A 26,454-nucleotide genomic window follows, 5' to 3' on the forward strand; every position below is an offset into this window, starting at 1 on the left:
CCGCCTCTCCGATGGCACACCCGACGAGGTCGATCCTGCTCTCGTCGTCGTGTTCGACCTGGCTGGCAGCATCAAGGACTTCCAGAACGCGATCAACCGAATCGACGGCTTGGAGTTTCTCTCCCAGTTCCTCGGCGACAGGTCTGATCCCGACGACGACTTCCACATGACCGAGCGGGAGACCGGCCGCACTGACAAGCTGGTGCAGCACTCGTTGTATCTAGTGATGTCGAGCGCCAAGGCGATTGACGAGCTCATCCGCCTGTTCGCCTTGTGGCAGCAGGACCAGAACGTGTCGTTCGTACACGGGCTGGGGAAGTTCAAGGATGCCTTCCAGCAGTTGACTTCGATCCGTCGCTGGGGGCCGGAGGACCGTATCCGCGAGACCGGGCTGCGCGAGCGCTGGCAGGAAACGCTCGACATGATTGGCCAGTCTGTCAGCACCGTCCGCGTCGAAGTCGAACTCTGGTACCGGCGCGAACTCGCGCAGCGCTCAGCCGCTGAGACGTACGTCGAGCAGATCATCACAAGCAGCGGCGGAACGGTCCTGGATCGCTCCCAGATCGGCGGCATTGGCTACCACGCACTCCTCGCGGAACTGCCGATCCAGCAGGTCCATTCGGTCCTCAATGACGGAGCCGAAGCGATCCGCCTGCTGACCACGGACGAGGTGATGTTCGTCAGCCCCTTCACACCCATGAGCGTCGCGCCAGCCACGTCGGATCCCATCGCCACTGTGCGCATCCCGCCGAGCGAACGTATCGAGGGCCTGCCCCGCGTCGCGCTCCTAGACGGCCTGCCCTTCCAAAACCACGACGCGCTCGCCGGCCGGCTCATCGTCGACGACCCCGACCTTCTCGGCGAAAACTATCCGGTATCCGCCCGAAGCCACGGCACCGCGATGGCATCGCTCATTATCCACGGTGACCTAACCACCCAGGGCGAACCCCTGAGCCGGCCCGTGTACGTGCGGCCCATCATGCGCCCGCAGGATCTCCCAACCATCCACGAGCAGGTCATGCCTGATCGGCTACTCACCGACCTGCTCCATTGTGCCATCCGACGAATCCAAGAAGGCGAAGAGGGCCGGGAGGCAGCCGCGCCGAGCGTCCGCGTCGTCAACCTCTCCATCGGCGCCCCGGCACGCGCACTCACCCGCAGAATGAGTCCGACCGGCCGTCTGCTGGACTGGCTCGCCCACACCTACAACCTTCTGTTCATCGTCAGCGCCGGGAACCACAACGACCCAATCATCATTCCCGCAACGGCTACGAACGATGTCGATGCCGCCCGCTCGGCCGCGACTCACGCCGTGTACGAAGGAAGCCTTCTGCGGGGAATCCTCCCTCCTGGAGATGCCCTCAATGCCCTGACGGTCGGCGCGACGCACGACGACGCGTTGGGTGACCTCAACGTTCCAGACACCGCATGGGACATCACCGCTCCATCGGCGCCGGCCCACTACGGAGCCACAGGCCCCGGCGTCGATCGCTCCGTCAAGCCAGATATACACCACACCGGCGGAAGAGCCCTCTACACGCGTCCCGTCATCGTGCCAGGCCAAGAAACCGTCGCGCTCGAGCTCGCCCCGACTGCACTCGCCGGACCTGGCCTCCAAGTCGCCGCACCAGGCCGCGGCGGCGCGACCAACAACACGGTGTTCAGCGTCGGCACCAGCAACGCCACAGCCCTGGTGACTCGGGAGGCCAGCCGCCTGTTCGACATCCTCGAGGCGGGAGCCGACAGCGAAGATGATCTGCCCCTGCCCGATCCGCAGTACCACCCGCTGCTCGTACGCGCCCTGCTGGCTCATGCCAGCAGTTGGGGAGGCTGGGATTCCCATTTCCGGCGAGAGCTCGGTATCAACGGTCAGGACGCCCGACGCAAACTATCGGCGCTGCTCGGCTACGGAAGGCTCGACACTTCCCGCCTTGGCAGCGCCGCCACGAACCGCGCGGTGCTTGTCGCTGGTGGCATGATCGGCAGAGACCAGCGCCACACCTACGAGCTCCCGCTGCCGCCGTCGCTTCGGACCCGTGCGGAGTGGCACCGCTTCACCATCACCCTTGCGTACGCGGTTCCCACCGTCGGGCACCTCACCCGCTACCGCGGTGCAAAGGTCTACTTCGACACCCCGGACACCGCCCTCGCGGCCGGCGACCGGATCGAGGGCGAGCACTTTACCGTCCGCCGAGGGAGCCTCCAGCACGAACTGGTCCAAGGAACGCGGGCGATGGTGTTCGGAGACGGCGATGCGTTCCCGATCCACATCGTCTGCATGGACGATGCCCAACGCCTCGGCGCAGGCAAGAACGTCCGCTATACCGTCGTCGTCTCGGTCGAGACCACCGAGGAAGTCTCCACGACGATCCACGACGAAGTGCGGGCCAGGCTCCGCCAGCAGGCGCGGGAGCGTGCCCGCGAGCGCATCCCGAGCTAGGCCGAAGCCTGGCCTAACTCGAATTCCTTGCCAAGCCGTCGCGCGGCCGCCTTCGAGTCGGACGCCCTCCTCCGAGTTCAGCGCCGGCGCGCTGATGCCATCCGGCGAAGGGCTCATCTTCGGGAGCGGCCCGCCAGCTGGGCAAGCGAGAGTGGAGCGGCCTCTACCGATCGCCGCCACCATGCTGCTTTGCCCAGTGAAAGGGCCTTGCGCACATCAAGCAGATCCGCGAGGTTCTGTCCACCGATGTCGACGTTCCCTACTGGGCATCTGGCGTGCATTGGTGGAGGGCGCGCGACTTGGACGACCCGCGAGAGCACGTCTTCGAGTTTCAGAACGTTGAGAGATGAACGTGATCCAGGTGGCGGAGCGTCGGGTTGGCAGTGGCTCCATTTGGGTGCGTGTAGCGCGTCCAGCCTTGTGAGGGGCGGTAAGCGCGCCAGACGTGGTCGTCGAAGATCAGGTACTTGACGTTGAGTTCGGCCGCGTGGGCTTGGAGCCAGTGGGCGACTTGCCAGCCCCGAGCTCGGCCCGCGCGAGTGTTCCAGGCCGGGATCATGAAGTCCACGGCGCGGCCAGCGGGGTGGTCTGAAGCGTTGGGTCGCGGCCCAACTCCACCCATCGACCGGATCCACGGGAAGGCATCCTTCACGCACCGCAACCCCCTGAGGGCCGAGGGCCGGAGTCCTCGTTCCGCGGCGCTGCCGGTGGGCGGGCATGGCCCGTCAGGCCCGCCCGGCAGGGTCCCGTCGTCTGCGGCGCAGGCTTGGGTGGCGTAGTGAGCGGCGTAGGCGAGCACGTCGTTGACGTACCAGGTGGCGTGGTTGTAGCCGAACAGGGCCCTTCGGACGCCATCGCCGCCCTCGCCGGCGCCCAGGGCGGCGAGGTAGTTGGCCGCTGAGTGGATGCTGTCGGCGTCGTTGGTGATGGTCGCCCGGCCGTCACCGTTGCCGTCGACGCCGTAGGCGGCGAAGGTGGCGCGCATGAACTGCATGAGTCCTTGGGCGCCAGCGCTGGAGGTGGCGTTGAGGCGTCCGTGGTTGGTCTCGGCCATGCCGACGCCAGCGAGCAGGGGCCATGGCAGCCCGTGGGCGGCGGCCGCCTCCTGATAGAGCGCCAGCACCGCTGCGGGGATGTCGGTGGGCGGGTTGGTCAGGCTGGCCCGTCGTTCCGGTCCTGGTGCTGGTAGGGGTTCGAGGACGTCGAGGGTTCCGTCGGCGCCGACGGTGCTGCAGGGGCCCGCGAGGACGCTGGCTGCGGCGGGGGTGGCGATGGTGGCGACCATCAGGGCGGTGCCGAGTGGGACGCCGAGCAGGAACACCAGGGCGGGCGCGAGTAGCCAGGCGAGGGGTCTCATGTTCGGGCCTCATCGGGCTGCGTCGAGGGCGTCGTTGGTGTAGGCGAGCGCCATCTCGGCGGGGTGCAGGATCGTCGCCACCTTGTACTGGCGGTCGCCGACGCACCACAGGGCTCGGCCTTTGCCGTGCATGGCCCAGCCGGTGACGAGGTCTTGCGCGATGGGTCCCAGGCCGAGGAGCCGTTCGAGTTCTTCGCCGACAGCTTGGTCCTGGCCGTGGAGGATCTTGATGTCGGCCAGGTGGAGCAGGTCCTTGGCGATCGCGGTGGCCTGCGACCCGGCGTCCCCGGCCGAGAGCAGATCACTGGGCTTGTGGGCGACCGCGAACTGGATGTCGCCGTCGCGGCGGGACAACCTGAGGTCGGCGTCGAAGCTCTTGACGGCGTCGGGGCCGAGGCGGAGTTGTTTCCAGGATTCGTCTCGGACCACGATCCGCAGGTCGCCGGGGGCGGCCAATTCGCGCATCCCTCTCCCCCACGAGTTCAGGCAGGTGAGCGCGATGCCGATGGCCTCGTCGCCGAGGGCCTCCAGCCTCGACAGCGACAGGGATTGGATGGGCGCGGTCCAGTCGACCTGGATGGTGGTGTGGTCGTCGAACAGCCCGGCCAAGGCTCCGGAGACGAGCTGGCCGAGGGCGTCCCTCAGCAGGCGGGTCTCGTCGAGGAACTGGCGCTCGGTGGCGTACCGGCACGCGGCGACCAGCTCGGGGCTGGGTTGGTCGAGCAGACGCCACAGTTGCGGGATGGTCGTCTCGGTCAGCTGGGTGTTGCCCGCGGTGTAGCCGGTCAGGTGCGCGAGGGCCGTCTTGACGACGACTTCGTCGGTGGGTCCGAAGGGGACGCGGTGGTCGCCGAGGCGTTGGGAGCCGACGAGGCCGCGGACGAGGGTGAGCCAGCGTCCGAACACGATGGCCGCCCGGCGTTGGGCTTCGGCGGCGGGGAGGTCGCCCCAGCCTTGGGCGAGGGGTCCGAAGGCGAGGGGGTTGATCCGCGCGCCGAGGCCGTGTCCGATGGCGAAGGGTTGGACGCCGAGGGCGTGGCAGAGCTTCTCGTACTCGTCTTTGGGGTCGCCGAGGATGAGGGTCCGGTAGCCGAAGTCCATCATCCGCAGGCAGAACGCCTTGACGGTTCCGGACTTTCCCCGTCCGGGTTTCCCGAAGGCGAAGATGTTCGGGTTGGTGACCGGGATCGCATCGTCGAGGACCCACCCGTTGGGGTCGGCGTAGAACGAGCCGCCGGAGAGGTGGTCGATGCCCATCTGAGCGCCGGTGGGCGGCAGCCCGGGGGCGGCGATCAGCGGCCAGAACACCGGTGCCTGGTCGGAGGTCATCCGCCACACCGACACCGGCGCCCCCGCAGGGCTCCAGCCTCGGCCGCGCCGGCGGGGGCCGCGGCGTGGGGTGGAGGGGAACAGCCGTGGCTCGCGGGCCGGCGGCGCGGACGCCGGGAGGGTGGGGAGTTGGTGGCCGAAGTCGGCGAGCAGGCGCGCGGTGTCCCTGCCTCGGGTGGGCGTCATGCGTCGCTCCGGCGGGTGAGGCTGACGCCGAGGGGGATGGTGGAGGCGGCGAACGCGGCGTCCTGCGCAAGGTCGAGACGCAGGGGGGCGTAGCCGGCGCGGCGGATCGCGGCGTCCAGTTTGCGGCCGTACTCGGTGATGCGGGCGGTCTTGGCGGCGGTGACGGTGGCGACGGCGTAGGGGCGGGTGAGGGCGTGGCCGCGGGCGAGCTTGTCGTCCAGGTGGTAGGTCTTCGCGGCGTCCGCGCGTTGGCGGGCGCGCATCTTGACCCCGGCTTTGGCGCGGAGGCTGGCGCCCATGTCGGCGGCCCACTCCTGGTTGGCGGACTGCCGGTCGGCGGTGGTCTGGCGCAGGATCGGGAAGGCCACCACCAGGCTGCGGCGTTCGCCGGGTTCGGAGGGGACGAGGACGGGAGCCAGCGCGCCGAGGGCCGCGCCCTTGTCGGGCAGCTTGACGGTGGCGGAGATCGAGTTCCACGCGTCGTGGGAGTAGTGGCGGGGGGCGTGGTCGGCGCCGGAGGGTCCGGCCTGCGCCCACGGGACGTCGGCGTTGACCGTCGGGTTGGTGTCGCGCTCGGCGAGGGCTTCGATGATGCCGGCGCGGTCGCCGGGGGCGAAGCCGGTGCGGACGGCGAGGGCGAGCTGCGGTGAGGTGAGCCAGGAGACGTCGGTGGCGGAGAGTCCGCCTCGGAGCTGGGCCTCGACCTCGCCCATCAGTGAGTACAGGACGCGGGCGCGGCCCTCCAGACCCCCGCCGGCCTCGCGGGCTTCGCGGCCCAGGCGGGTTTCGGGAACCACGATTGTGACGAATGCTTCGGTGCGGACCGAGGCGCGGGCGAGGGTGGCGGCCAGGTCGTCGTTCACGGTCGTCGCGAGCCTTGGGCTGGTGGGGCGGCGGTGGTGCCGGATCCACAGGTCACGTTCGGCGCCGTCGTCGGGGACCGTTCGTACAAGGATCAGGATCTCGTCGATGAGTTCGGTGCGGGCGCAGACGTCGAGGAGGTCGGCCAGGCCGGCGCCCTGCCGGCGGCGGACGTCGGCGTCGGCGAGGCCGATCCCGGGATGGGTGATCGCGCAGGTGACGGCCCAGGTGCGGGCAGCCTTGTCCTGGACGATCGCGGCCCGGGAGAGGGTGGGCCCGTGGGGTGGGCCGTCGTGGATGGTGACGCCGGCGAGGACGCCGGGCAGGTCGGCTTGGGCGAGGTCGTCGGCGCGTCCATGGGCGGCGTGGGACCGGAAGCGGGTCCAGCCGGCCAGGGTGCCGACTGCGTACTTGATCGTGGCGGTGAACCAGCCGGTCGCGGAGCGGCCGCGGACGGGGACGACCACCAGAAGCGTCAGCAGCGCCCAGGCGACGGCAAGGGTGCCGACCAGAGCCCAGTGTTGGGTGTTCAGGGCCCAGAACGCGGGCAGGCTGGTGACGGCGAGGGTGCCCAGTTGCCAGCCGGTGAGCCCGAAGAACCAGCCGATCCGGTCTTTGGCGTAGTCGGAGTAGACGGCCACGGTGTGCTCCTTTGAAGTGGGGGTCAGACGACGAGGACGGCGGCATCGGCGACGCTGACGTCACCGGCCACCGCGCCCGCCCCCCCACCGGCCGGGGTTGTGGGTGGGGTGGGCGGTCGGCCGGCGCCGCCTCCGGCGATGGACGGGGAGGTATAGGGGTTGGCGTCCGTTCCACCAGCGCCGAACGGCGCGGCGTCCGGGTCGCCGCCCGCGCCGCTGGTACTGCCGGCGTCCGGATCGCCCGAGGACCCGGAGGGGTCGCCGGATGCTCCACCGTCGTAGGTGGCGCGGCGTCCGGCCCGGGTGAAGTCGGGCGGGTAGGTGTTGTGGCCCACGCCCATCTGGTTGGTGACGTCGGCTCCCACGGAGGCGCCGGCGGCGCCGAGACCGGAGATCAGCCCCAGGCCTCGGCTGGCGACCTGCCCGACCGGACCCAGCTGGCCGAGTCCGCCCGCGACGGCGTTGTTGAACCGGCCCGTGGTGGCGTCACTCGCGCCGTCCTCACCGGCGCTGCGGCCCTGCTCGTCGGTGGCCGCCGCCCGGCCCCCGCCGCCAGTGGCAGCTCCGGTGAGGAGCCCTTGGAGGCCGCCGACCGCAGCCATGCTGGCCCGCAGCGAGGCTCCGCTGGTCGTGGCGGGGTCGACGAAGGAGAGCAGTTTGAACAGGGCGAGCGGGGAGACGGTGGCGACGCAGATGAGCAGGACGCCGGGGACTGCGGTGCCGATGGCGCCTTGGACGCCGGTGAGGCCGTTGGCGACGCCGGTGGTGAACTGGACGCCGACGCCGAGGACCAGGACCATCAGCACCGGCGAGAGCGCGGCGGCGTGGAACCAGCGCAGGCTCTTCCAGAACCAGGACCGGCCTGCGTCGGAGACGAGGCCGGCGGCGGCGATGGGGGTGGTGGCCATCAGCACCATGAGGGCGGCGGAGCGCACCAGCATCACCAGGAAGTGACCGATTGCGGCGATCCACAGCAGCAGCCCCATCAGGCCGAGGACGGTGGCGACCGTGCCGTCGGTGATGTCGGCGGGGGTGAACGGTTCCCAGGGTTGCCAGGCGGTCCAGCTGGTGACGTTGAGCAGGCCCTTCATCAGGGCGCGGGTCAGCCCGCCGGCGGCAGTGACAATGGTGATGCCGTAGGCGATCCAGCCGCCCCACACGACGAGGAACTGGCCCAGGCCGATCGCGATCTGGGCGAGGCCGCGGCCGTCGCGTTTGGTGACTGCCACCCCCAGTTGGACGAGCATCATGATCAGCAGCAGGGCGCCAGCGATCCAGAACATGACCCGGTACAGCCAAGAGCCGGGCCCGTCCTCTGACAGGTCCGGGGTGAGTAGGAAGTCCAGGAAGGTCAGCGCCAGCCGAAGCAGCCACAGCCCGGCGTTCCACAACCCGAGCATGGCGGCGGTCCAGGCGTCCGCCACGATCTTGCCGGCGGCCGAGGCCAGCGCCCCGAACGGGTTCAACAGGTCACCCATGCGTCCGCCCTCTACCCGGTCTGCCAGGTGCGCCAGCCGGCCTGCACGGCGAGGTCGGAGCCGGGCCATGTGGAGGGCGCCTTGGCGGGTGGGGTGCCTGGCCCGATCTGCCAACGGCCTTCGTGCCAGGACATGCGTTCGCAGTGGCCGTAGCCGATCCGGGCGGTGGTGGCGACGGCGGCGCGGACGTCCAGCAGCACACAGGCCAGCACCCAGTCCGGACCGTCGGTGCCCTTGACTTGGCCGGCGGCCGGGTTGGCCATGACCAAGACGCTGTCGTCCTTGGCATTACCCTGGTCGCCGAGGGCGTTCAGGAAGACCTGCACGTTGCGGGTCATCGTCCACTCCCCCGCCGAGATCCCGCCCGGCAGGCTCCAGGCGGCGTGGACCTGGTGGGCGACGGGGATGTTCATCGCCTCGACCACGGTGACCTCGATCGCGGCGAGCTGGGCGACCGCGCCTCCGGGGGTGTGCGGGAAGCCGGTGGGAACCCCGGCCGGGCCGACCGCGTCCGTGACATCGACCGCGAGGGTCGGCGCGAGGGCGGTGGAGACGTCCGGGGTGGACGCAGCGGCCGCGGGCACCTGCAACATGGGCTGAGCTGCCAGCTGGTCGCGGTAGGCGTCCCCGCGGACCTCGCCCGGTAACGCAGCCGCTTCCTCGGTCCTCGGGTGTGGTGCCGGGGCGGTGACGAGGGTCGTCCACACGGCAATGCCCAGTCCGATCAGCAGGGTGAGGGCTGTGAGGACGACGCCGGCGAGGGTGGCGAGCAGTCGCCAGCGGGGCCAGGCGCCGGGTTCGGGAGTGGGTGTGGTGGCCATGGTCAGATGCAGCCGGCGCCGAGCAGGGTGGTGAGCATGCCGGGCAGCGTGAGGTAGCCGATCGCGGCGACGAACACGACGACGACAGAGATGATGCCGATCTTCGAGGCGTGCGGCATAGAGAACAGCCGGCCGGCGACGATGGCGCCGATGCCGACCACGATGGCGAGCAGGAACAGCACCCCAACCCCCCACAAGACGTTGCCGGTGATCTGGTCGACGTACTTGGCGGCGTTGCCCGGGGCGACCGGGCAGACCTTCAATGGCAGCATGGCCAACAAGTCAGAGGGCATGGTGGGAGTTCCCTTCTATGAGTGACAGCAGGACGCCGGCGGCGGTCAGGAGTGGGGTCGGCAGAGGGTCCGGGGTCAGGCCGTGGACGGCCAACGTCCGATCCTCGGGGATCTCGACGAGGCGCCCGGAGTCGATCAGCGCGCCCGTGAGTGGACCGACGGTGTGCGCCACGGCGCGGGGCCAACGCCGGTGCGGCTGACCCAGCACAGCGGCCACAGCCCCGTCGGCGTCCAGGAGATGCAGCGACGACTCGAGGCGGCGAAGACCTGGGACGGTAGCCCGGGCCACCACCACGACCGTCGGGGCGCCGGCCAGGAGCGAGGCCAGCCACCCGTGTCCGGCCAGGACCTGCGCGAGCTGGCTGCCGAGATCGACGACCGTCACGACAGGAGAGCCGGTTGGCGAGGGGCAAGGGACTGAATCCGGGTTTGCGCGGACGCCTTCGGCCCGGGCGAGCTGGACGTGGTCGCGGGTGCCGTTGACCCAGCCATGGTCGTCGGCACCGAGTTCGGCGGTGCTGGCGGCAGCGAGCCCGCTGAGCGAAGCCGAGGCGCACTCCACCACCCGGGCTCGACCCTTGGCCGCGGTCGCCAAGGCGAGAGCGACCGTGGTGGCCCCGCACGAGCCGGCCGCGCCCACGACCGGGATGACGAGTTCGTCGGACGCCGGCGTCCACTCCACGGATGCCGCGGGCGAGGCTGGCGCGACGGCGCGCTGCTTGGGGTGCGGGCGGCGGAAGTCTCCGGCCTGCACCGCAAGCCATGCCCGGCGAAGCTCGTCCACCCCGACCGGACGCATAGCTTGGGCGGTCACCGGGACGCCTGCCGGTTGGCGCGGAACATCAGCACCGCGCGAAGGTCAGCCGGTGGCAGGCCGGCCAAGTCGGCCTTCGCCTGCCGGCCCCGCTTCAGGGTGTCGAGCAGCCGCTCCAGAACGTCGATCACCTCGTCGTCGGTATTGGCGACGTCGAACAGTTGGGCCGACGCCTTCAGGTCTTTGGTCATGTGCGCTTTCACCTCACCCTCCAGAAGTGAGCCGGGACGCCGTTCGCGGACACCCCGACTGCAGCGAATCGGGAGAGGTTCAGGCGACCCGGGTGTAGGCAGGGGCCGCGTCGGTCAGGGCCCGGATGGTGCGGCGAGCCCGACGACGCACGGTGCGCTCGCACACCCCGAGCAGGGCGGCGACCGTGGCGGTCGCTTCGTTGCCGAGCAGTCCGTGGCTGGGGGTCTGGCGCAGCCGCAGATCCTGGGACGCCTCGACGAGCAGGAGCACGAGCTTACGGTCCTCGGCGGCGATGACCCGGTGGTCACACGCCCAGTTCAGGACGCCGGCCAACTCCTCCAACGCCGACGGGTCGTGCTCGACAGGAATCGCGGCCATCAGATCGCTGTCGAGGGAAGCGACCGACGCGTACCAGGTCGGGTCCTTTCGCTGCAAGGTCGCCGGCGCCTCACAGGCCGCCAGCACGTTGGCGCGCAGATCCCACATCAGATTGCGGATGACCTTCCGCCGGTGCAGCGGGAACGTGCACACCAAGATCCACAGCTCGGCGGCGACCATGTGGTCGATGTCGCGGGACAAGGTCCGGAGCTGACGGGCCAGGAACGACGCGCCGGGCACCAGCAGCCACGCCAGCGCCTGCGCGGCGTCCACGTCGTGGCCGCCGTCGGTCGAGGCCAGCCAAGCCAGCCCGTACACCACCTCATCGGCCTCCGCCGGGTCGGCGTTCTGGAGCCAACCCCGGAGCTGGCGCGGGTCGTCGACCCGGCCCAACGCAGGCTGGGTGGCGGCCCAGGATGGCCACGATTCGACGATGACTGATTCCAGGTTGCTGCCGAGTCCCAATTCGGTTTCCACGCTCACGATCTGGCCTTTCCGTTGCGGATGAACACAACGAAAAGGGATCAAACCGATGTACCCCGAGATGTCCCCAGAACGTGGCTAACCTAGTATTCCTATCCACAGATTCGGCCCGGACATCTTGACAAGGCGGATGTTCCCCCTTGTCAGACGATGTCCGAGCTATGTCCCCCAATGTCCCCTAAGACGTGTTGGAACCCGCGCGAAGGACGCCCGACAAGGCGGTGACCCTCCAGGAGACGACGAGATATCGGACTCCTCCCAGTTGCGCAGGACAACGCTGGTCGCGTGGCATGTCCACGGCGAAGAAATGGGCCACTCTGTCCAAGCCATGTTCGTCAGCCTAAGCACCTTGACGGCGGACGCATCGGTTTGGTGCGGAGTGAAACCGATACGCTGGTCGAGTCGGTCTCGGGGGATGAGGACGACCGCTGGCCAGCCCGGTCGCCACGGTCGACGTGAGGCCCCTTCCAAGTCTCGGGCAGGTGCAGGGGGACCCCACGGTGAAGAGTCGGAGCCCGGTGAGTCGAGCAATCAAGTGGGTACTGCTGGCCATCGCGGCTGCACTGATTGGCGTGCTGGTAACGCTCCCCTTCAACGTGCTCGGCATCAACGATTGGCGCTGGAACCCTACAGCGACGAACGACTCGTTCACCCCTGTGCGATCCACCGCTGCCCCAAGAGCCTCCGACTCGCCCACCGTTTCGGTTGACTCCTCGGGTCCCAACACCGCGCCGACCACGACGGTGTCCGGGCTCAATGCGGGCGAAGTGCGCTTCTCTTTCCCAGAGGTGGACAACGGGGTCCACCCATACGTGCTCAGGCCCCCGACTGTTCCCCCTCAAGTCACCCTCACGCCAGTGGCCGCGTCAGGGTCGAACCGGATGCTGAGGGTCATGCTCTCCGATCTCGGGATCTCCATCATCCAGATCAGCATGCGCGGTCCGGACGATCACGAGTACATGATGTCGGCCGAAATCCTCACCTCTCAGCCTGAGATGGAGTTCACCTACGGGGTCTTTCCGGAGACCGCGGGTACGTATGCGACTGTCGTCTCCGACCTCCGGACGGGTCTTTCGACCAGGGCGACCATCGAGCTCCCGGCACAGCGGAGGGACCCCGCCCTCACTGGCCCACCGATCGGCAACACCCCCCACTTGACCGTTTCAGGAGTGACTGGCCGCGCGTGCGAACCAGCGGGAGCCATCGTCTCGATCCGTGCCGAGCAGGTGGAGGTGAACGACATATTGACCGCGCGAACTCCGCCCCAACTGTCGAGCGGTGTGCATGACCGCATCGACTACACGCCCGCAAGTGACTCCATGGGCGACGGTTACTACGCGATCGCCGTCCAAGCGACCCGCTGCACAGACCTGCCCATCACGGGATTCGTGGGCGTCATCGGCGACCGTGCAAGCCTCGTGTTCCAAGTGCCCAACTGACCCGGCGCCCATCCATGTCCGACACCCCCGCCGCCGCGGATCCCGTGCCTGCGCTAATCACGGCGCTGAGTGGCCTGCTGCTACGTTGCTGCGAGGGCGCCGCGCAACCCGGTGACGCCGACCAGGGGAGGGTGCTTTCGCGTCGCTTGGTCGAGGTAGGTGCGCCGGCCGAGATCATTGCCGTCGCGACAGGAGGCGTCTGGGCGGCCTACCGGCCCGACGGTGAGATCGACGACGAGACTCTGAGAGCGATCGTCGACGTCGCCCGGCTCTTCCTCAGCCTGGAGTCCTTCGACGGGTTGGTGGCGTTGGCCAGCGCGGCCCTAGTCCTGATGGCGCGGCGGGGCTTCACCGACGATCCAGGCAAGGATCTGTTGCGTGCGGGCCAGGCCGCGTGGGAGCTGGAGCACCACGCGCTCGCGCTCGCCGCCTGCCAGCAAGCATTGTCAACCCAGACCCTCGGAGAGCTCGATCGCGCCAGAGCCCTCACGCTCGTCGCCCGGATCACTCGGGCGCCCGACGACTTGACGCGCCTAGACAGCGCGCGAATGGCTTGGTCGGACGAGGTGGGCGCGGCCATCGACACACGGTCTCTCTTTCCTGAGACGGGAGGCGATCATCGTTGGGCCGATGCGCGTGACGCCACCATCGCCGGCGACCGACCGCGAGCGGCCCACCTGATGGCCGAAGTCACTCGTGCGCTCCGCGCGTCCAGCGCCCGCGATCACAGCTACCTTGACGGTCTGGTCCGCGCCTTCGAGGCCATGGCTGGCGACGACGTGAACGTCCCCGAACTGCGTAGCGGGCTGATCGTCGTGGTCCGGCAACTCAGGCAGCGCCAGCGCTTCGGCAACGTCCCCCCGGCGGTTCGCGCAGCACTGGAACTCGTGGTGCTCGTCCTGAAATGCTCTACTTCAGAGGCCACCGGCTCCGTTCTCTGTGAACTCTTGGAGGCGCTAGCCGATGCCGGGATGTCGGAAGTGACGGTACTGCCATCCGACGCAGGACCTGCCGAGGTGGAGGCAAGGCTAGTCGAGGGCGCAGCGGACTTCCGGCTCTGGCCTGATCTCGCCGATTGCGTTGCTGGCCTCGAGGGCAACTTCGGCTTCTTGTGTCGGCGCATGGGCGGCGGCAATTCTTCAGCGGAGCGTTGGATCAGCCTCTTCATCGTGCCGCCCACGGGCGTGCTGATCAAGGACGGTCCCCTTGGGCCAGAGCACGTCGCGGTTCTTGACGCCTTCGCTTCGGGCAACCACGGCTTCATTGGAAGCGTTCGTCAAGAGCAGCTGGAAGGCCTGTTCGGATCCTTGGTGCATTCCGACGCTGTTCGCCGCCTTCGGGCGGAGCCTCGCCGAGGCGTTGTGATCGTCCCTGAGGGGCCCTTGTGGACCGTCCCATGGCAGGCGGTCCCAACGCTACAGACGCGTCGCACAAGCCTAGTGCCCTCTCTGACCACATACGCAGGCCTGCATCCCTTGACAACTGGCGTCCGTAGCATCTCCGCGCTCGTGGACGACCAGGTAGACGGCGCCGATCTCCTGCTCGACGAACTCATGGCAGCCCGCGCGTCGGGGCGGCTTCTGGTCGACTTCGCGCCTGCAAGCCTAGGAAGGGAAACCGACCTGCTCCTCATCCTCGGTCACGGTCTGGGGGAGGGCCTGCGCTTCAGGCTCGCCCTGCCTGGCGGTGTCCTAGGCGCCCAAGAGATCGCAACTCGCTCACGTAGCCGAACCGCTCTGGTCGCAAGTTGCTGGTCGGCCAAAGCCCCCCCGGTCACCATTCCGTTGAACCTTCCGGTGAGTCTGCTCGTCGGCGGAGCCAGTTGTGCGGTCGGGGGAGCCTGGGCGCTGCCCCAACGTCCTACCGCAGAACTGCTCGCGCACTGCGTCCGTGCACTTGCCCACGGTTGCTCACTCCACGAGGCATTGGCGGCAGGTCGGCTCGCCCCGTTGGCGCTCGCCGACGGGTGGGGTTTGATGGCTACAGGCCGAATCCCTCCCTGGGCGGCAGAATAGGAGCGGCCGAGATGGCGGAAGGCGTGGGAACGGGATACGCGCGCGCAGCCTACGAGCAGCAAGGAGTACTGGCGACGTGGTTTCCTGATCGCGTCCTCCAAGTTGGGGACGTCGTTTCGCGAAACCGGAGTACCGGCGCCATAACGGTTGAATCCAACATCACGGACCTTCTGAGTGGCGCCGCAGAGCTCAGCAGGGTGACCACCACTTCGGGGCCAGCGCGGCTCGCCTTCCAACGCGGGGCCACGATGGACATCGGACTTGAGGTTGACGGCGGCTTGGCCAGGGCCAGAGTGGCCTTCACCGGAGCCCACTCGTTTGTCTTCGCCGCGCTGGACGGATCCTCCAGCAGCTACGAGCGTCTCGTGTTAGCCCGTCAGGCCATCGTCGAACTCGCGGCGGAGGACGCGTGGCGAGACGAGTGGCAACTGGTAACGGGAGTGCGGTCCTTCGCCTACTGCCTCTTGTTGATCGCCAGGGGAGCTGGCGCGGAGGCGCGGGTTGGCCTCGACCTGTCGTCGGGTTTGGCGGGCTTCGACGCAGTTGAGGCCTCACTGGGGGCGTCGATAACCAAGGGGGATGCCGTGAAGTGGGAACTCGCGACTTGCACGCCGCTCTTCGAGAGCTTGGTCCTTCATCGGAGCCTGCTCAGCGGCGAAGCGGTCGAGCAGCGCTACCTTGACAATCCGGTCGCCGCTCTCCCGGCTGTGGTCCGAGCCCTTCCGGTCCCACTCGACCTCGACTGAGGGCGGCTTGCTTCTGGGGATCACCGACCTAGACGCCTTGTGCCTTCACGCTGAGGCTCTGGCTCTGGAGCGCGCGGGCCTCTCCGTGTTGTCGATGATTCTTTCGCTGCGCGTCGGCAACTCCGCCGGGATCTCGTCCTCGTCGTCGCTGCGGTTCAAGACCTGGTCTCGGAGGAGCTGCTCGGCGGCACGGTGGTGCCCTTGGGCCGCGAGTGCTGCCGCGAGGTCGAGCTGAGCCGTCTCTTCGGCAGGGGCGACGCGGGTGGCAATCTCGGCAGCCTCCTGGGCCGTGGCGTGGTCGCCGAGGGCAAGGCTGGCAGTGGTGACAAGGTGGGCGACGTCGACGATCGCGCATTGGAGGAGCTGGTCAAGGCGCTGCCCTTCGCTGAGCCAAGCACCGCCCTCTCGGCGGAGTTGTCCAAGCGGAGTGCCTTGGACCAGGGCCAGGGCCTGACGAAGATCGTCCAGCCCGGCGATTCCCCGGGCCTCCCCGCGAGCGCGGAGGCGGCGGAAGAGATCGGCGTCGACGAGGACGTCTTCGACCTGATACGCGGCCTGGCCCCGGAGGCGTGCGGCGTCCGTTTGGCGACTGTCGGGGAGGTGCTGGCGACCGGTGCGCGGGTTGATCCCCAGCCAGTTGCGAAGAGCAAGGATGTCCTTGCGAACGCGATCCGTGGGGATGCGCATGGCGTCGGCGACTTCCTCGGTGGTGGCGCCGTGTGGGCGGGTGGCCAGGTAGGCGAGGAGTTCGCTGAAGTAGGGCTTGCGTCCGGCGGCGGCTGTGGGCTTTCCCGTGGGCGCGACTCGGACGGTCAGCGGGCCGAGCAGCATCAGCTTGGGCAGGTTGCAGTGGGGATCGAACCAAGTGCTCAGGTCGTCGTCGAGGGTGGGGTCATCCCGCTCGACCTGCCGAGCGACCTGCTCCGGGACGTGCGGGGCCAGGGCTGCCAGGTCCTCACTGGTGACGGCTGCGACGTCGAGGTACAACTCGTCGTCCTCAGGGAGCATGTTGGTGACGGGCTCGTTGGGAGTCGCGTCGCGCGGGATCGTGTGGTCGGGCAGGAGTTGGCCGGCCTGGTTCGTGTGGGCCCGCCAGCCGTCGGCAGGTTCGGGGTGCTCGGGATACTCGACGTCGGGCTCGTCGGCCTGAGCGAAGATCGCAGCGCACCCAGCCGTCTCCTGGGCGGTGAGCCCGGCGGCGATCAGGGTGAGCCCGACCCCGGGCAGAACGACACGGCCGTCCCCGGTGAACTGGAGGACCTCAGCGTCGAGGTCAGCCTGAGCGTCGGCTGTGTCAATGAGCACCAGGACGGTGCCGGTCTGGCGGTGCTGGTCGTTGAGGAGTCGGACCAGCTGCTCGGTGAGCTCGGTGCGGGGGGCGTCAAGGAGGAGAAGGCGGCTGTCCCACAGCGGGTCGTCGAGAAGGGTGGCACGTCCGGTTGTGATGTCCAGGTTGGCTTCCCTGGTGCGGTCGATCATGGCGACGGTGTCGGCGATGACGTGGGCGGTGATGTCGTCGGCGTCGTGGTGGCGGACGCGGCGGGGGTTGAGAGCGACGGCCTCGGCGGCGACGCCGACGCACTCGACCTGGACGTCCCGGGTCCAGGGGTGGACGGCGAGTTCGGCAGCGGTGTGCCGGGCGAAGCCGCGAACTCGTTCAGGGTTGCCGGTGACGCGCAGGACGCCGGCTTCTTCGAGGTTGTACAGCCAACGGTGGCCCTGGTCGTCGAGGCCGAGGGTGACCAGTTGTGGGTAGGCAGCGGGCAGGGCTGAGGCAAGCGGTCCGAGCTGGGCGAGATCAACACTGGTGGGGATCTCCCATCGGAGCCGGTCGGGGGCCGTCCGCCACGGCTCGGGCAGGTCCATCGGGTCGGCAAGGTGTAGACGCAGGACGTCACCGGCCTGTTCCAGCGCGGCGAGGTGTGGCATCGGCTCTCCGGCTCGGCCTTGGCGGGCGGCGAGTCTGCGGAGGGCTTCATCGATGAACGCGACGTCGAGGGCGGCGGCTGCGCCTTGGGTGCGAAGCGTCTTCTCTATTGGATCAAGCTCGGGGGGCGGGGTGGCGATCATCCGACCGGGACGCCGCCTGCGCAGTTGGGCGGCGCGTCGCCGGCCAAGGGCTAGCCAGAGGGACCCGGCGAGGATGCTGCCGGCACCGACTAATCCGTTCACCAGCCAGCCGGGGGTGGGTGCCGCATCTTCCGCGGTGACCGCGGAACTGGCAGGCGTCTCCGGCGCGCGAGTCGCGGTGGTTGTGGACGGGGGGGTCGCGGTCTGGGTTGGCGTCGTGGCCGGGGACGCCACGACCGCCGGCTGATTTGCCTTGGTGTTCTCGGCCGGCGCCGGCTGGTCGACCTCGGACCCTGGGCCCGCGTCCTTCTTTGGCTGTGGACGACTCACCGTCGTCGGCCGTTCCTTCGTGATGTCCGGACTGTCCTTCGGGATGGCGAGGGTCCAGCCGACATCGATGACGTCCGGGTCGGTGAGGTGTTGCCCGCCGGGTTGGGTGATCGCCCGGGACGCTTTGACGATCCTTGGGTAGGCGCGGGCATCGTCGAGGTGGTCGAGGGCGATCTCACTGAGGGTGTCGCCCTTGCGCACCGTGTAGCTCTCGCTGGTGGCGTTGCTGGACGCGGACTTCGCTTGGTCCACCGGAAGGGTGAGCACCCAGCCGGGGCGGAGGAAGTCGTCGCCCTTGCCGTCCAGGAGGCGGGTGTTGAGGGCCGCGATCTCGGTGTAGCGGCGGCCGTTCCCGAGTTCGGCGTCCGCGATCGACCACAAGGACTCGCCCCGCTTCACGGTGTGTTGCCTGGTGTGGGCGGGTGCTCGGGGCGCTTCCTCGACGGCGGTGATCTCGTGCGTCTCCGCCGGCGCGACGGTCTCGCTGGCCGTGACGGTCGGGATGGGGAGGGGGTCGGCGTTGGCAGAGAGGGTGGGGCCGTGGACGGCGACGAACAGGGCGGCCGCGGCGGCCACGAGTTGCCTTGCAGCAACCTGGGGCAGCCGCAGGCCGGGCAGGTCGCGGGGCTGGACGCCGCGCGCACGAGCAACGATCTCGAGGATGATCAGACCGGCGAGGAGCGCCCAGGTGAGCCAGCCGATGCCCTTGATCGCCACCAGGGCGAGGGTGCCGTCGTCGCGGCTGAGCAGCACCTCGGCCAGGTCGGCCCACGAGGTGATGGTGGGGAGCGTGCCGAACCCGACCTGGAGCAGGAGCCAGGGGAGGCCGACGAGCAGGGCGGCGAGACCGAGGGTGGCTGCCAGGCCAACGAGCCGGCGGCGGATCATCGTTCGGTTCCTTGGACGGCGCGGACGAGTCGGGCGCTGGAGTGTCCGGTGACGGTGAGGGTGCCGACACCGATCGAGCTGAGGAACATCGGGGTGTAGGTGTCGGTGACGGTGACGTCGAGGACGTTGCCGGACCGGACGGTCACCGTGCCCGTGACTCCCGCCTGGGCGAGGTAGGCCGACGCGGCCCGCTTCGCGGCGGAGACGTCGACCGTGGGGGTGTGGCCGCGGATGGCTTGAGCGGCGGCGACCTCCTCGCCGGCGGTGCGGGCGGCTTGGGCGGCGATAGCGCGCGCCCGTTGCTGGGCGTGGACCTGTCCGCCCAGGTCGACGGCGATCCCGACGCACAGCACGAGCGCGACAGCGGCGAGGGCGAGCCACACACTCACCGAGCCTCGCTCGTCACTAAGACGTCGGGTGCGAACCGTCATGGCCGTCACCTTCCCCGGTAGGTGTCCAGGGGGCTGGACATGGTGGCGGTGATGGTCTTGGTGCCCGAGACGCCGGGCAGGCCGATGTCGTCCAGCCGGAGGTCGCAGGACACGGTGGCGCGAACCTGACCGGGCGTCCCGACCTCCGTGGCGAAGGCAGCCGTGTCGACTGTCACACTCGTGGTGGCGCAATCGAGGTCCTGGTTGGCGAGGCTGTGGCGTGCGGCCGTGGTGGCGTCCGTGCGAGCGGCGGTGGCGGTGCGGGCGATGGACGCCGCGCGGGCGGCGTCGCTGGCCGCGGCTTGGACGGCCTGCTGGGCGATCGCCTGGCGGCCGCCGAGGACGAGCAACCCGACGAGCAGTAGGAATGCGGGAACGCCGATGACGGCTTCGACGCTGGCGGATCCGCGTTCGTTCCGGGTTCGGAGGGCCATCAGGTGATCCGTTCGACGGGCAGGCTGGCGGACTGTTCCACCGTGGGGGTCCAGCCCGGCACGAGGCTCAGGCTGGACCCGGTCACAGTGATGGAGGCGATGGCCGCCGTCCGCGATCCACGGATCGTGACGGCGGTCAGGGAGTCCCCGGCGGTGTCGGTCACGAACGCCGACGCTGCGGAGGTCCCCGCAGCGAGAGTGCCGTTCTCGCGGGAGGCAGCCCGGGCGCCCTCCTGGGCGGCCGCCATCGCGAGCGCGCTGGCGTGGTAGTAGACCGCTCCTTGGACACTGCTGAACAGGATCAGCAGTAGCAGCGGCATCAGCACGACCAACTCGACCGACGCCGATCCGCGCTCCTCGAGGCGGACGGACCGTGGACCCTTCATGAGCGTGCCCTCGTCAGCCGAGGAGGGCGATCTTCCCTTGGGCGTAGGCGGATATCGCGGCGACGACGATCACCGCGAGCAGCACAATCGCGCTGGTCACGACGGCCTGCTCGGTGCTGACGCTGCCACGCTCGTCTCGAAGCTTCGGGTCGAGCCAGGCTTTGACCAGCAGCAGCGCGGTCATCAGGCGGGCGTTCATCATGGTTGTTTCCTCTCGGGTGGGTTGGGTGTAGCGGGAGGTCAGGAGGTGAGGAGGCGCAGCAGGGCTGGGGTGACGAGGAGGGCGATGAACACGGCCCCGAGGAGGCTGCCGGGGACCACCATCCGTTCGGACACCTCGTTGGCCTTGCCTTGTTCGCCGGTGAGCATGGCCGTTCGCATCGAGGTGGAGCGGGCCCGCAGGGTGGCGTACACCTGCGCGCCCTCCTCCCCGGACAGGCGCATGATGTCGGCAAGATCGGCCAGTTCGGGGACTCCGAGGTCGTCGGCCAGCTCGGTGAGTGCATCCCAGGGTGCTTGCCCGGACCAGCGGGAGCGGGCAAGTTCTTCCCCGACGCGGCGGAAGACCCAGCTGTGGCCGATGCCGGCGGCGATCTCCATGGCCTGGCGGGGCCCCGACCCGGCGTTGCGTTCGAGGGCGACCAAGTCGACGTAGGCGCCCAGGGCACGGTTGAACTCAAGCCGGCCACGTTTGGCGTCATCGCGAACGTTCCAGTTCGGCAGGAACCACAACAACCCCGCCAGGGCCAGGCTCGCGGCGACCGGAATCACCACGGGCAGCTGGAAGCCGAAGAGGCCCACCGCCAGCGTGAGCAGGCTGGGAAACACCAGGCCGAGGAGCGCGAAAGTGATCTTCTCGCCGTAGTAGCGCGGCAGGGGGATCCGCAGCAGCGCGAGTTCCCGAGTGGGGATCGCGCCCCATACCCAGGGCGGCAGGTGCCGCAGGGCCCACAGGCCGAGCCGCTCCTTGCCGCCGGTCACCGGCGCGGCGGCGACGGCGCGCTGGCGGCGACTGTAGGTGGGTGAGAGCCGGTCGACGACGTCGGCCAGATCCGGGGCGGCTGGCACGAGCCGCCACCCGGCGAGGACGAGCCCGAGCGTGATCAGCGCGCCGGAGGCCATCGCGAGCTGGGCCCCGGTCATGACGTCACCCCCGCCGCGCTGGAACGGTCGACGTCCATTGGCCGTTCCATATCGCCGAGGAAGCGTGGCAACGATTCGCCCTGGGACATGCGGCGCATCCACGCCAAGGCTCCGGCGTAGGCGGCCAACAGCACCGCGAGCAGCGCCTGGCCGAGCGGAGTGCCGTAGGGGGCCATGAACTGACCGTTGAACGCCAGCAGCGTCAACACGCTCAACGTGATCAAGGTGACATTCCGGGCCGTCGCGCGGGGCTTGGCCCGGTCGGCTTCGATCTTGCGGCGAGCGGTGACGTCCTCGGCGACCGATTCGGCCAGGCCCTGCAACACGCTCGCCAAGCCGTTGCCGCGGCGGCGGGCGCCGAGAATCAGGTAGGCGGCCACCAGATCACCAGTGGCGTCATCTAACTCATCAGCGAACTCCTGCAGCGCTTCCTCGGTCGACCAGCGGGCGCGGAGCCGGGCCACCAGACGGGACACTTCCGGCTTGATCGGCTCGGGCGTCGAGCGCAACGTCGCGGCGAGGGCCTGCTCCAAGCCCACCCCGACGGTGAGTACCCCGGCGAGGTTCCGCGTCCACTCCGCCAGCGCCTCGAGGCGTTCGATCTGGGCGGTTGCGGCCGGGGACGCCAACAGGTTGGGCAAGCCGACCACCGCCAGCGGGACCGCTACGACCGCGACCAGCCAACCCGTCACGACGGCCACCAGCACCCCCGCACCGACGCCGACCAGCACCAACACGCGGGTGCGCGGACGGATAGCGCGGACCCGACGCAGCAGAGCAGGACTCCGGCGCGGCCCAAGGGCCGGCTCGACCGGGACCGGCCGGAGCGAGGCGATGACGCCCAGGACCCCACCGGCGACGAGGGCACCGGCGAGGGCAGCCAGCAGCCCCGTCACGAGATCGCCCCGTGGGTGCGGGCTTCGGCGAGGAAGCCGGCCAGATCGAACCCGTGGCGCTCCAGGCGGCGCAGATTGTCAGGCAGGGTCTGCGCGGTCGCGCGGCGGGTGTCCCCGGCGTGGAAGACCGTGGTGGTCGCATACCCCTTCTCCTTCTCGCCGGGGGTGATCGCGATGATCTCCGACACCCATCGCCGGCGCCGCACGGCGCCGTTCGGCAAGCTTTCGGAATCCATGTCCAGCTGGACGATCAGGTCGATCGTCTCGGCGAGTTTCAGGGTGGCGAGTTCGTGGGTGATCTGCGGGCCGAACTCCATCGCGCAGGTGGTCAGCTTCCGCATCGCACCGGCGGCGTCCACGCTGTGGGTCGTCGAGATCGACCCCGACCCGGACTCCATCGCCTTGATCATCAACCAGGCCTCCGGGCCGCGGATCTCGCCGACGATCGTGCGGCCCACTGTGAACCGGAATGAGTCGAACAAGGCGTCGCTGAGGGTGAATTCCCCCGCCGTCCGGCCGTCCGGGCCCCGTTCGCCCGAACCCGGCCGTGACTCCCAGGCGTGCACGATCGCGTGCTGCCCTGGCATCTCGTGCAACGCGAGTTCGTACTCCGACTCCAAGGTGGCGACCGACTCCGCCGGATCGAACGCTCCACACAGGGCCCGAGCCATCGTTGTCTTCCCGAAACCCTGCGGCCCGGACACCACCACCGACAACCGGGCTCGGATCGCCGCGGTCAGGAACGACGCCGCCAGGGGCGACAAAGACCCGCGGGTCACCAGGTCATCCAAGGTCACCTCGGTGAGCCGGTGCCGACGGATCACCACGGACGGCCGCGGGGTCACCCACGCGGTCGCCGCCAACCGTGAGCCGTCGTCCAGCCGCAGATGCAGCCGGGGTTGGGCCTCACTGAAGGGGCGCGCGTTCACCTCCGACCGGGACGCCAAGAACGCCAGAAAGTCGATCAGCTCCTGATCCGAATCGGCGACCGGCGGGCCCGGGAGGCGGGTGCCGTCGGCCAACTCCAGCCACACCCGGTCGTAGCCGGTGATGATGATGTTCTCGACGCGGTCGTCTTCGACCAGCGGCTGCAAGCGACCCATCCGGAACAAGGCGTTGAAGATTGCCTGGGCCAAGTTGTCTTGCTGGGTCAGCGTCAACGATGGCCGACCAGCCGTCACAGCGTCCGCTGCGGCCGCCTCCAGCAACTCCACGATGATCGAGCGACCCAGCGCCTCCTGCGCCGCCTTGTCCATGTGCAGCCGGTCGTCACCCAACTGCTTGGTGAGCAGCTCCGACGCCTGTGACCGGAACGCCGCCACCACCGCCCAGTCCACATCGGTGCCAGCGGCGCGGCGCGGAGTGAGGTCCTCGGCGGACTCGCCGACGGCGGTGACAGCGTGCAGCCCCGAGGCCGACCTGGGCCGGGGCGGACGCCGCGGCGTCCCTCCCTCAGCCGGGGTTGGGCGGCGGGTGCGGGACTCGAACAATGGCAACGACCGCGGATCCGGTCGTCCGTCATCGACTGGCATCGTCATCGTGCACCTCCCATGGTCTGGGGAACCGAACGGGCCAACCACGCCAACGGGGACGCCGGCCGACCCACCCCCGCCGAGGCGTGGGCGCGGATCGCCTCCCCCAACGCCGACAAGCCCGAGCGCAGCGGTGCGCGCCTCGGGATCGAGCCCCGGGCGCGCGAGAGGACCGCCGCCGAACGGCGGTCCCACGGCAATGTGCCCACCAACGGCAGGCCCAGCGCGTCGGACACTTCTCGAGCCGAGTAGGGGTGGCCTTCGCCGACCACCACCAACCCGACTCGGGTCGCGGCGCCCTCCGTCTGATCCCGCAGCGTCTCGGCCCACGAGGTGGCGGCGATGACCGCCGGCAACGTGCTCCGCGTCAACAGCAGCGTCACGTCAGCCCCATACAGCAGCGGCGCCGGGGAGCCCTCCAAACCCAAACGACCCGCGTCCACGATCACGTCCTGGCCGGTCTCGTCCAGGTCCCGCAACGCCTCCAGCAGGGCCGGCCACAAGGCGGTCAAGCTGCCAGCCTGAGCGTGGGATCTGCTCCCCGGTAGCAGGCGGGCCTGCGAGTCGGGGAGGTCGAGAAGTTGGTGCGGCAATTCGGCCGCGACCAGATCTTCCCGCTGAGCCATCGCCAACTCGATCAAGCCGCCTTCGTGGGCGACCTGCCCCTGGAAGTAGCCCGCCAAGATGCTCGAGCCGCCCGTCGGGTCGGCTTCCACGAGCACCACCGGCCGGGGCCAGCACAGGCCCAACCCCACTACGGTGGTGGACACTCCCGGCGATCCGCAGACTGCGGTCAACGCGACGATCGACACGTCGGTCACCTCTCCCGGGAATCCAGCACCAGGGCGACCTTGCCTGTGGCTGCCCGTGCGGCCAGATCAGCGGCTGCCTCCGACGGGACCAGCACGTCCACGATCGTCTGGTCGCCTGCCTCCGACGGGTGGACGCCAACGACGGTTGCCGAAACTGTTACGGGAGTGCCCGCGACCTCGCCCTGCTGGCCCGGGGTCTGCACGACGCGCACCGCGTCCCCGGGCGCGATCGGCTCCGCAGGCAGCATCCCGGGCGCTAAGCCGATGCCCACCACCGATGTGCCCCTGGCCGGCACCACCGTGGCGGTCAGGTCGTCCGGAGTGAGTAGTCCACCCGGCGCCAGGTCGAGCGCCGCCCGCTGGCCGGCCACCACGTCCTCCTGATTCGCGGGCACTGTCTTCACCGCCGGATCCAGGCTGACTCGCACAACCATCAGGTCGTCACGGTCGATCACCTCGCCGCGATGCACCAGTGTGCGGACCGCGAGCACCTCGCTTGTGTTGCCGGCGACAGTCCACAGCCACAAGCCCAGCAGCGAGCCGACGACGACGGTTGCCACTGACACCACGAGGGCGACCGGACGTCGGCGCAGCTTCGGAGGCGGCGCCAGCTCGGGCGGCTCGGGAACGCCCGGGGGCGTCGGTCGGGTCTTCGCGTTGGTTCGGGTGATCACTGACATGGGTAACTCGCTCTCGTGGGGGGCGGGCACGGACGGGGGTGGATGGGTTGGGCGACGCTCGATCAACCGGTGGTGATGACCTGAAGCTCGCCGATCGTGATCGTCGTGGAATCGGTGAGGAGGACCGGGATCGTGCCCGAGGCACCCATGCCCGACCAGGCCACTGACCACTGCGACTCAGCGCGCACCGTGTAGGTGCCTTGCTTGCGATAGGTGTAGCCGCACGTGGGCGAGTCGGCCTTGCCGAACCGGTCCTCGTACACCGTGCCCTTCCCCCCGCAGACGACCACGGCGCCGTCGCCCATCTGCCAACGGACTCGCTGAACCTTCGCCGTCGCGGTCACCGTCACCCCGGACGCAGACGCGGTCCGCGTGATCGGGCCCCACGACTGCGCGTCCGGACTGGCAGCCCACAGCCACACCGGCATGCCGACCAGACCCACCGAGCCGGGCCGGTCCTCCGGCACGATCCCGATCGAGATCGGCCGCAAGTTCATGCTCGCGATCGCCTGCTGCGCCAGGACCTCAGGGTCCGGACCGGCGGGCGCTGTGGCTGACCAGAACCTGTATTGCAGGCCGCCGAACACCCCGCGGCGTGGCAACGCGCAATCGTAGATGGCGCCTTCGGTGCGCCCTCCCCACGCAGCTGCCGACTGGGGCGGCTGGGGATCGGTGAGCTGGATGTAGCAGCCCTTCGAAGCTGACCACCACCCGAGCTGGTCATCCTGACAGGGCATCGGGATGGACCCGAAGGAGCAGGTTCGCGGCGCCGACCGCCCGCCGCCTCCGCTGTCGCTCAGCGTCGTACCGCCGGTTCGCCCCGAGTTGGTGGCCGTGATCTTGCACTGCCGACCATCCCACTGCGCATCCGAGCCGCAGTCGACGGGTGGGCCGGCGGCTTCGGCTGGGGTAGGCCCCAGCAGGAGCGCCCCTACAGTCAGTCCGACGGCGGCAAGCGTGCGGATCAGCATGTTCCCAGGACCTCGTCGTGATCGACGAGCAACACGTCTGCTCGCTCCACCACGATGGGGTCTGCTGCACGATCAGGTGACAGTGGTTAGTCACGCAGCCTGAGTGGCTGTCGTGGTCATGATGGTCTCGTACTCGATGGGGGTCAATCGGCCCAGCCCGTCTTGGCGCCGGCGTCGGTGGTAGGTGCGTTCGATCCAGGTCACGATGGCGATCCGGAGTTCCTCGCGGGTGGTCCAGGCGTGCCGGTTGAGGACGTTCTTCTGGAGCAGGGAGAAGAAGCTCTCCATGGCGGCGTTGTCGCCGCAGGCACCGACCCTGCCCATCGATCCGACCATCGAGTGGCGGTGGAGCGCACCGACGAATTTTCTGCTGCGGAATTGCGACCCTCTGTCGGTGTGCACCGTACA

25 protein-coding genes are annotated in these 26,454 nt (G+C 69.3%); 4 read left to right on the plus strand and 21 right to left on the minus strand.

All coding sequences use genetic code 11. The features are described from left to right. Positions 1–49 precede the first annotated feature (49 nt). Positions 50–2,440: a S8 family peptidase gene (locus G555_RS0101565; RefSeq protein WP_245581157.1), complete on the plus strand. Its 2,391-nt coding sequence runs from the start codon at positions 50–52 to the stop codon at positions 2,438–2,440. 331 nt (positions 2,441–2,771) lie between these two features. On the opposite strand, the gene G555_RS20960 is transcribed toward G555_RS0101565, so the two are convergent. The 9 genes from G555_RS20960 to G555_RS0101610 all read right to left on the minus strand — a co-directional run bounded on the left by G555_RS20960 (position 2,772) and on the right by G555_RS0101610 (position 11,273). After that, positions 2,772–3,797, minus strand: coding sequence for a lytic transglycosylase domain-containing protein (locus G555_RS20960; protein WP_028707519.1), 1,026 nt, complete (start codon positions 3,795–3,797; stop codon positions 2,772–2,774). 9 nt (positions 3,798–3,806) lie between these two features. Beyond that, on the minus strand, positions 3,807–5,312 hold the full coding sequence (locus tag G555_RS0101575; protein ID WP_028707520.1) for an ATP-binding protein: 1,506 nt from the start codon (positions 5,310–5,312) through the stop codon (positions 3,807–3,809). Beyond that, the gene (locus G555_RS0101580) at positions 5,309–6,814 is read right to left on the minus strand and encodes an SCO6880 family protein (RefSeq protein WP_028707521.1); all 1,506 of its coding nucleotides are present in this window, start codon (positions 6,812–6,814) and stop codon (positions 5,309–5,311) included. Before G555_RS0101580 ends, G555_RS0101575 begins: the two co-directional genes overlap by 4 nt. A gap of 23 nt (positions 6,815–6,837) precedes the next feature. After that, positions 6,838–8,292, minus strand: coding sequence for a TrbL/VirB6 family protein (locus G555_RS17225; protein WP_156887378.1), 1,455 nt, complete (start codon positions 8,290–8,292; stop codon positions 6,838–6,840). An 11-nt stretch (positions 8,293–8,303) separates the two neighbouring features. After that, the gene (locus G555_RS20965; protein ID WP_051208180.1) at positions 8,304–9,113 is read right to left on the minus strand and encodes a hypothetical protein; all 810 of its coding nucleotides are present in this window, start codon (positions 9,111–9,113) and stop codon (positions 8,304–8,306) included. A 2-nt stretch (positions 9,114–9,115) separates the two neighbouring features. Then, on the minus strand, positions 9,116–9,406 hold the full coding sequence (locus G555_RS0101595) for a hypothetical protein (RefSeq protein ID WP_028707522.1): 291 nt from the start codon (positions 9,404–9,406) through the stop codon (positions 9,116–9,118). After that, positions 9,396–10,220, minus strand: a complete 825-nt coding sequence (locus G555_RS0101600; protein WP_156887379.1) for a hypothetical protein — start codon at positions 10,218–10,220, stop codon at positions 9,396–9,398. Before G555_RS0101600 ends, G555_RS0101595 begins: the two co-directional genes overlap by 11 nt. Beyond that, positions 10,217–10,411 (minus strand): hypothetical protein, encoded by a 195-nt coding sequence (locus G555_RS0101605; RefSeq protein WP_028707524.1) that lies wholly within the window; start codon positions 10,409–10,411, stop codon positions 10,217–10,219. The genes G555_RS0101600 and G555_RS0101605 overlap by 4 nt, the downstream gene beginning before the upstream one ends. A gap of 79 nt (positions 10,412–10,490) precedes the next feature. Beyond that, on the minus strand, positions 10,491–11,273 hold the full coding sequence (locus G555_RS0101610) for a hypothetical protein (protein ID WP_156887380.1): 783 nt from the start codon (positions 11,271–11,273) through the stop codon (positions 10,491–10,493). 518 nt (positions 11,274–11,791) lie between these two features. Here G555_RS0101610 and G555_RS22120 point away from each other — a divergent pair. From G555_RS22120 to G555_RS0101625, 3 genes are read left to right on the plus strand one after another with little or no spacing between them, the layout of a single operon-like run. Continuing rightward, positions 11,792–12,712, plus strand: coding sequence for a hypothetical protein (locus tag G555_RS22120; protein ID WP_156887381.1), 921 nt, complete (start codon positions 11,792–11,794; stop codon positions 12,710–12,712). 14 nt (positions 12,713–12,726) lie between these two features. Further along, positions 12,727–14,727 carry a CHAT domain-containing protein gene (locus G555_RS0101620; RefSeq protein ID WP_028707527.1) on the plus strand — a complete coding sequence of 667 codons (2,001 nt, stop codon included), beginning with the start codon at positions 12,727–12,729 and terminating at the stop codon, positions 14,725–14,727. Positions 14,728–14,738: 11 nt separating this feature from the next. Continuing rightward, positions 14,739–15,473 (plus strand): hypothetical protein, encoded by a 735-nt coding sequence (locus G555_RS0101625; protein ID WP_028707528.1) that lies wholly within the window; start codon positions 14,739–14,741, stop codon positions 15,471–15,473. Positions 15,474–15,518: 45 nt separating this feature from the next. On the opposite strand, the gene G555_RS0101630 is transcribed toward G555_RS0101625, so the two are convergent. The 12 genes from G555_RS0101630 to G555_RS17255 form a co-directional block, all read right to left on the minus strand. Next, a complete protein-coding gene (locus G555_RS0101630) occupies positions 15,519–18,761 on the minus strand; it encodes a LysM peptidoglycan-binding domain-containing protein (protein WP_028707529.1) in 3,243 nt (1,080 codons plus the stop codon). Further along, the gene (locus G555_RS0101635; RefSeq protein ID WP_028707530.1) at positions 18,758–19,192 is read right to left on the minus strand and encodes a TadE/TadG family type IV pilus assembly protein; all 435 of its coding nucleotides are present in this window, start codon (positions 19,190–19,192) and stop codon (positions 18,758–18,760) included. The genes G555_RS0101630 and G555_RS0101635 overlap by 4 nt, the downstream gene beginning before the upstream one ends. Before the next feature lie 5 nt (positions 19,193–19,197). Next, positions 19,198–19,626 carry a TadE/TadG family type IV pilus assembly protein gene (locus G555_RS0101640; RefSeq protein WP_028707531.1) on the minus strand — a complete coding sequence of 143 codons (429 nt, stop codon included), beginning with the start codon at positions 19,624–19,626 and terminating at the stop codon, positions 19,198–19,200. After that, a complete protein-coding gene (locus G555_RS0101645) occupies positions 19,626–20,012 on the minus strand; it encodes a TadE/TadG family type IV pilus assembly protein (protein ID WP_028707532.1) in 387 nt (128 codons plus the stop codon). The genes G555_RS0101640 and G555_RS0101645 overlap by 1 nt, the downstream gene beginning before the upstream one ends. A 13-nt stretch (positions 20,013–20,025) precedes the next feature. Further along, complete coding sequence (locus tag G555_RS0101650; RefSeq protein WP_028707533.1) at positions 20,026–20,214, minus strand: hypothetical protein; 189 nt, start codon at positions 20,212–20,214, stop codon at positions 20,026–20,028. Positions 20,215–20,252: 38 nt separating this feature from the next. Beyond that, positions 20,253–21,155 (minus strand): type II secretion system F family protein, encoded by a 903-nt coding sequence (locus G555_RS0101655; protein ID WP_028707534.1) that lies wholly within the window; start codon positions 21,153–21,155, stop codon positions 20,253–20,255. Next, positions 21,152–22,051: a type II secretion system F family protein gene (locus G555_RS17235; protein WP_051208182.1), complete on the minus strand. Its 900-nt coding sequence runs from the start codon at positions 22,049–22,051 to the stop codon at positions 21,152–21,154. Before G555_RS17235 ends, G555_RS0101655 begins: the two co-directional genes overlap by 4 nt. Then, on the minus strand, positions 22,048–23,589 hold the full coding sequence (locus tag G555_RS17240) for a TadA family conjugal transfer-associated ATPase (RefSeq protein WP_245581158.1): 1,542 nt from the start codon (positions 23,587–23,589) through the stop codon (positions 22,048–22,050). The genes G555_RS17235 and G555_RS17240 overlap by 4 nt, the downstream gene beginning before the upstream one ends. Further along, positions 23,586–24,395 carry a CpaE/TadZ family protein gene (locus G555_RS0101670; RefSeq protein ID WP_028707535.1) on the minus strand — a complete coding sequence of 270 codons (810 nt, stop codon included), beginning with the start codon at positions 24,393–24,395 and terminating at the stop codon, positions 23,586–23,588. Before G555_RS0101670 ends, G555_RS17240 begins: the two co-directional genes overlap by 4 nt. A 5-nt stretch (positions 24,396–24,400) precedes the next feature. Beyond that, a complete protein-coding gene (locus G555_RS17245; RefSeq protein WP_211223128.1) occupies positions 24,401–25,075 on the minus strand; it encodes an SAF domain-containing protein in 675 nt (224 codons plus the stop codon). Between the two features lie 62 nt (positions 25,076–25,137). Next, the gene (locus tag G555_RS22725) at positions 25,138–25,572 is read right to left on the minus strand and encodes an ATP/GTP-binding protein (RefSeq protein WP_156887382.1); all 435 of its coding nucleotides are present in this window, start codon (positions 25,570–25,572) and stop codon (positions 25,138–25,140) included. A gap of 564 nt (positions 25,573–26,136) precedes the next feature. Beyond that, positions 26,137–26,454 (minus strand): integrase core domain-containing protein (locus G555_RS17255; RefSeq protein WP_028707646.1); only part of this gene is annotated, 318 nt, incomplete at its 5' end.

It is taken from the genome of Propionicicella superfundia DSM 22317 (assembly GCF_000423465.1).
GTDB classification, from domain to species: Bacteria; Actinomycetota; Actinomycetes; order Propionibacteriales; family Propionibacteriaceae; genus Propionicicella; species Propionicicella superfundia.

Coding starts and splice junctions, on each gene's coding strand:
- G555_RS17240 (WP_245581158.1), bottom strand. CDS start 23,589: ATGACGATGCCAGTCGATGACGGACGACCGGATCCGCGGTCGTTGCCA.
- G555_RS0101635 (WP_028707530.1), bottom strand. CDS start 19,192: ATGACGGTTCGCACCCGACGTCTTAGTGACGAGCGAGGCTCGGTGAGT.
- G555_RS0101645 (WP_028707532.1), bottom strand. CDS start 20,012: ATGAAGGGTCCACGGTCCGTCCGCCTCGAGGAGCGCGGATCGGCGTCG.
- G555_RS17225 (WP_156887378.1), bottom strand. CDS start 8,292: ATGGGTGACCTGTTGAACCCGTTCGGGGCGCTGGCCTCGGCCGCCGGC.
- G555_RS0101630 (WP_028707529.1), bottom strand. CDS start 18,761: ATGATCCGCCGCCGGCTCGTTGGCCTGGCAGCCACCCTCGGTCTCGCC.
- G555_RS0101650 (WP_028707533.1), bottom strand. CDS start 20,214: ATGATGAACGCCCGCCTGATGACCGCGCTGCTGCTGGTCAAAGCCTGG.
- G555_RS0101575 (WP_028707520.1), bottom strand. CDS start 5,312: ATGACGCCCACCCGAGGCAGGGACACCGCGCGCCTGCTCGCCGACTTC.
- G555_RS20960 (WP_028707519.1), bottom strand. CDS start 3,797: ATGAGACCCCTCGCCTGGCTACTCGCGCCCGCCCTGGTGTTCCTGCTC.
- G555_RS0101625 (WP_028707528.1), top strand. CDS start 14,739: ATGGCGGAAGGCGTGGGAACGGGATACGCGCGCGCAGCCTACGAGCAG.
- G555_RS20965 (WP_051208180.1), bottom strand. CDS start 9,113: ATGGCCACCACACCCACTCCCGAACCCGGCGCCTGGCCCCGCTGGCGA.
- G555_RS0101595 (WP_028707522.1), bottom strand. CDS start 9,406: ATGCCCTCTGACTTGTTGGCCATGCTGCCATTGAAGGTCTGCCCGGTC.
- G555_RS17245 (WP_211223128.1), bottom strand. CDS start 25,075: ATGTCAGTGATCACCCGAACCAACGCGAAGACCCGACCGACGCCCCCG.
- G555_RS0101605 (WP_028707524.1), bottom strand. CDS start 10,411: ATGACCAAAGACCTGAAGGCGTCGGCCCAACTGTTCGACGTCGCCAAT.
- G555_RS0101640 (WP_028707531.1), bottom strand. CDS start 19,626: ATGGCCCTCCGAACCCGGAACGAACGCGGATCCGCCAGCGTCGAAGCC.
- G555_RS22725 (WP_156887382.1), bottom strand. CDS start 25,572: ATGAACTTGCGGCCGATCTCGATCGGGATCGTGCCGGAGGACCGGCCC.
- G555_RS0101620 (WP_028707527.1), top strand. CDS start 12,727: ATGTCCGACACCCCCGCCGCCGCGGATCCCGTGCCTGCGCTAATCACG.
- G555_RS0101655 (WP_028707534.1), bottom strand. CDS start 21,155: ATGACCGGGGCCCAGCTCGCGATGGCCTCCGGCGCGCTGATCACGCTC.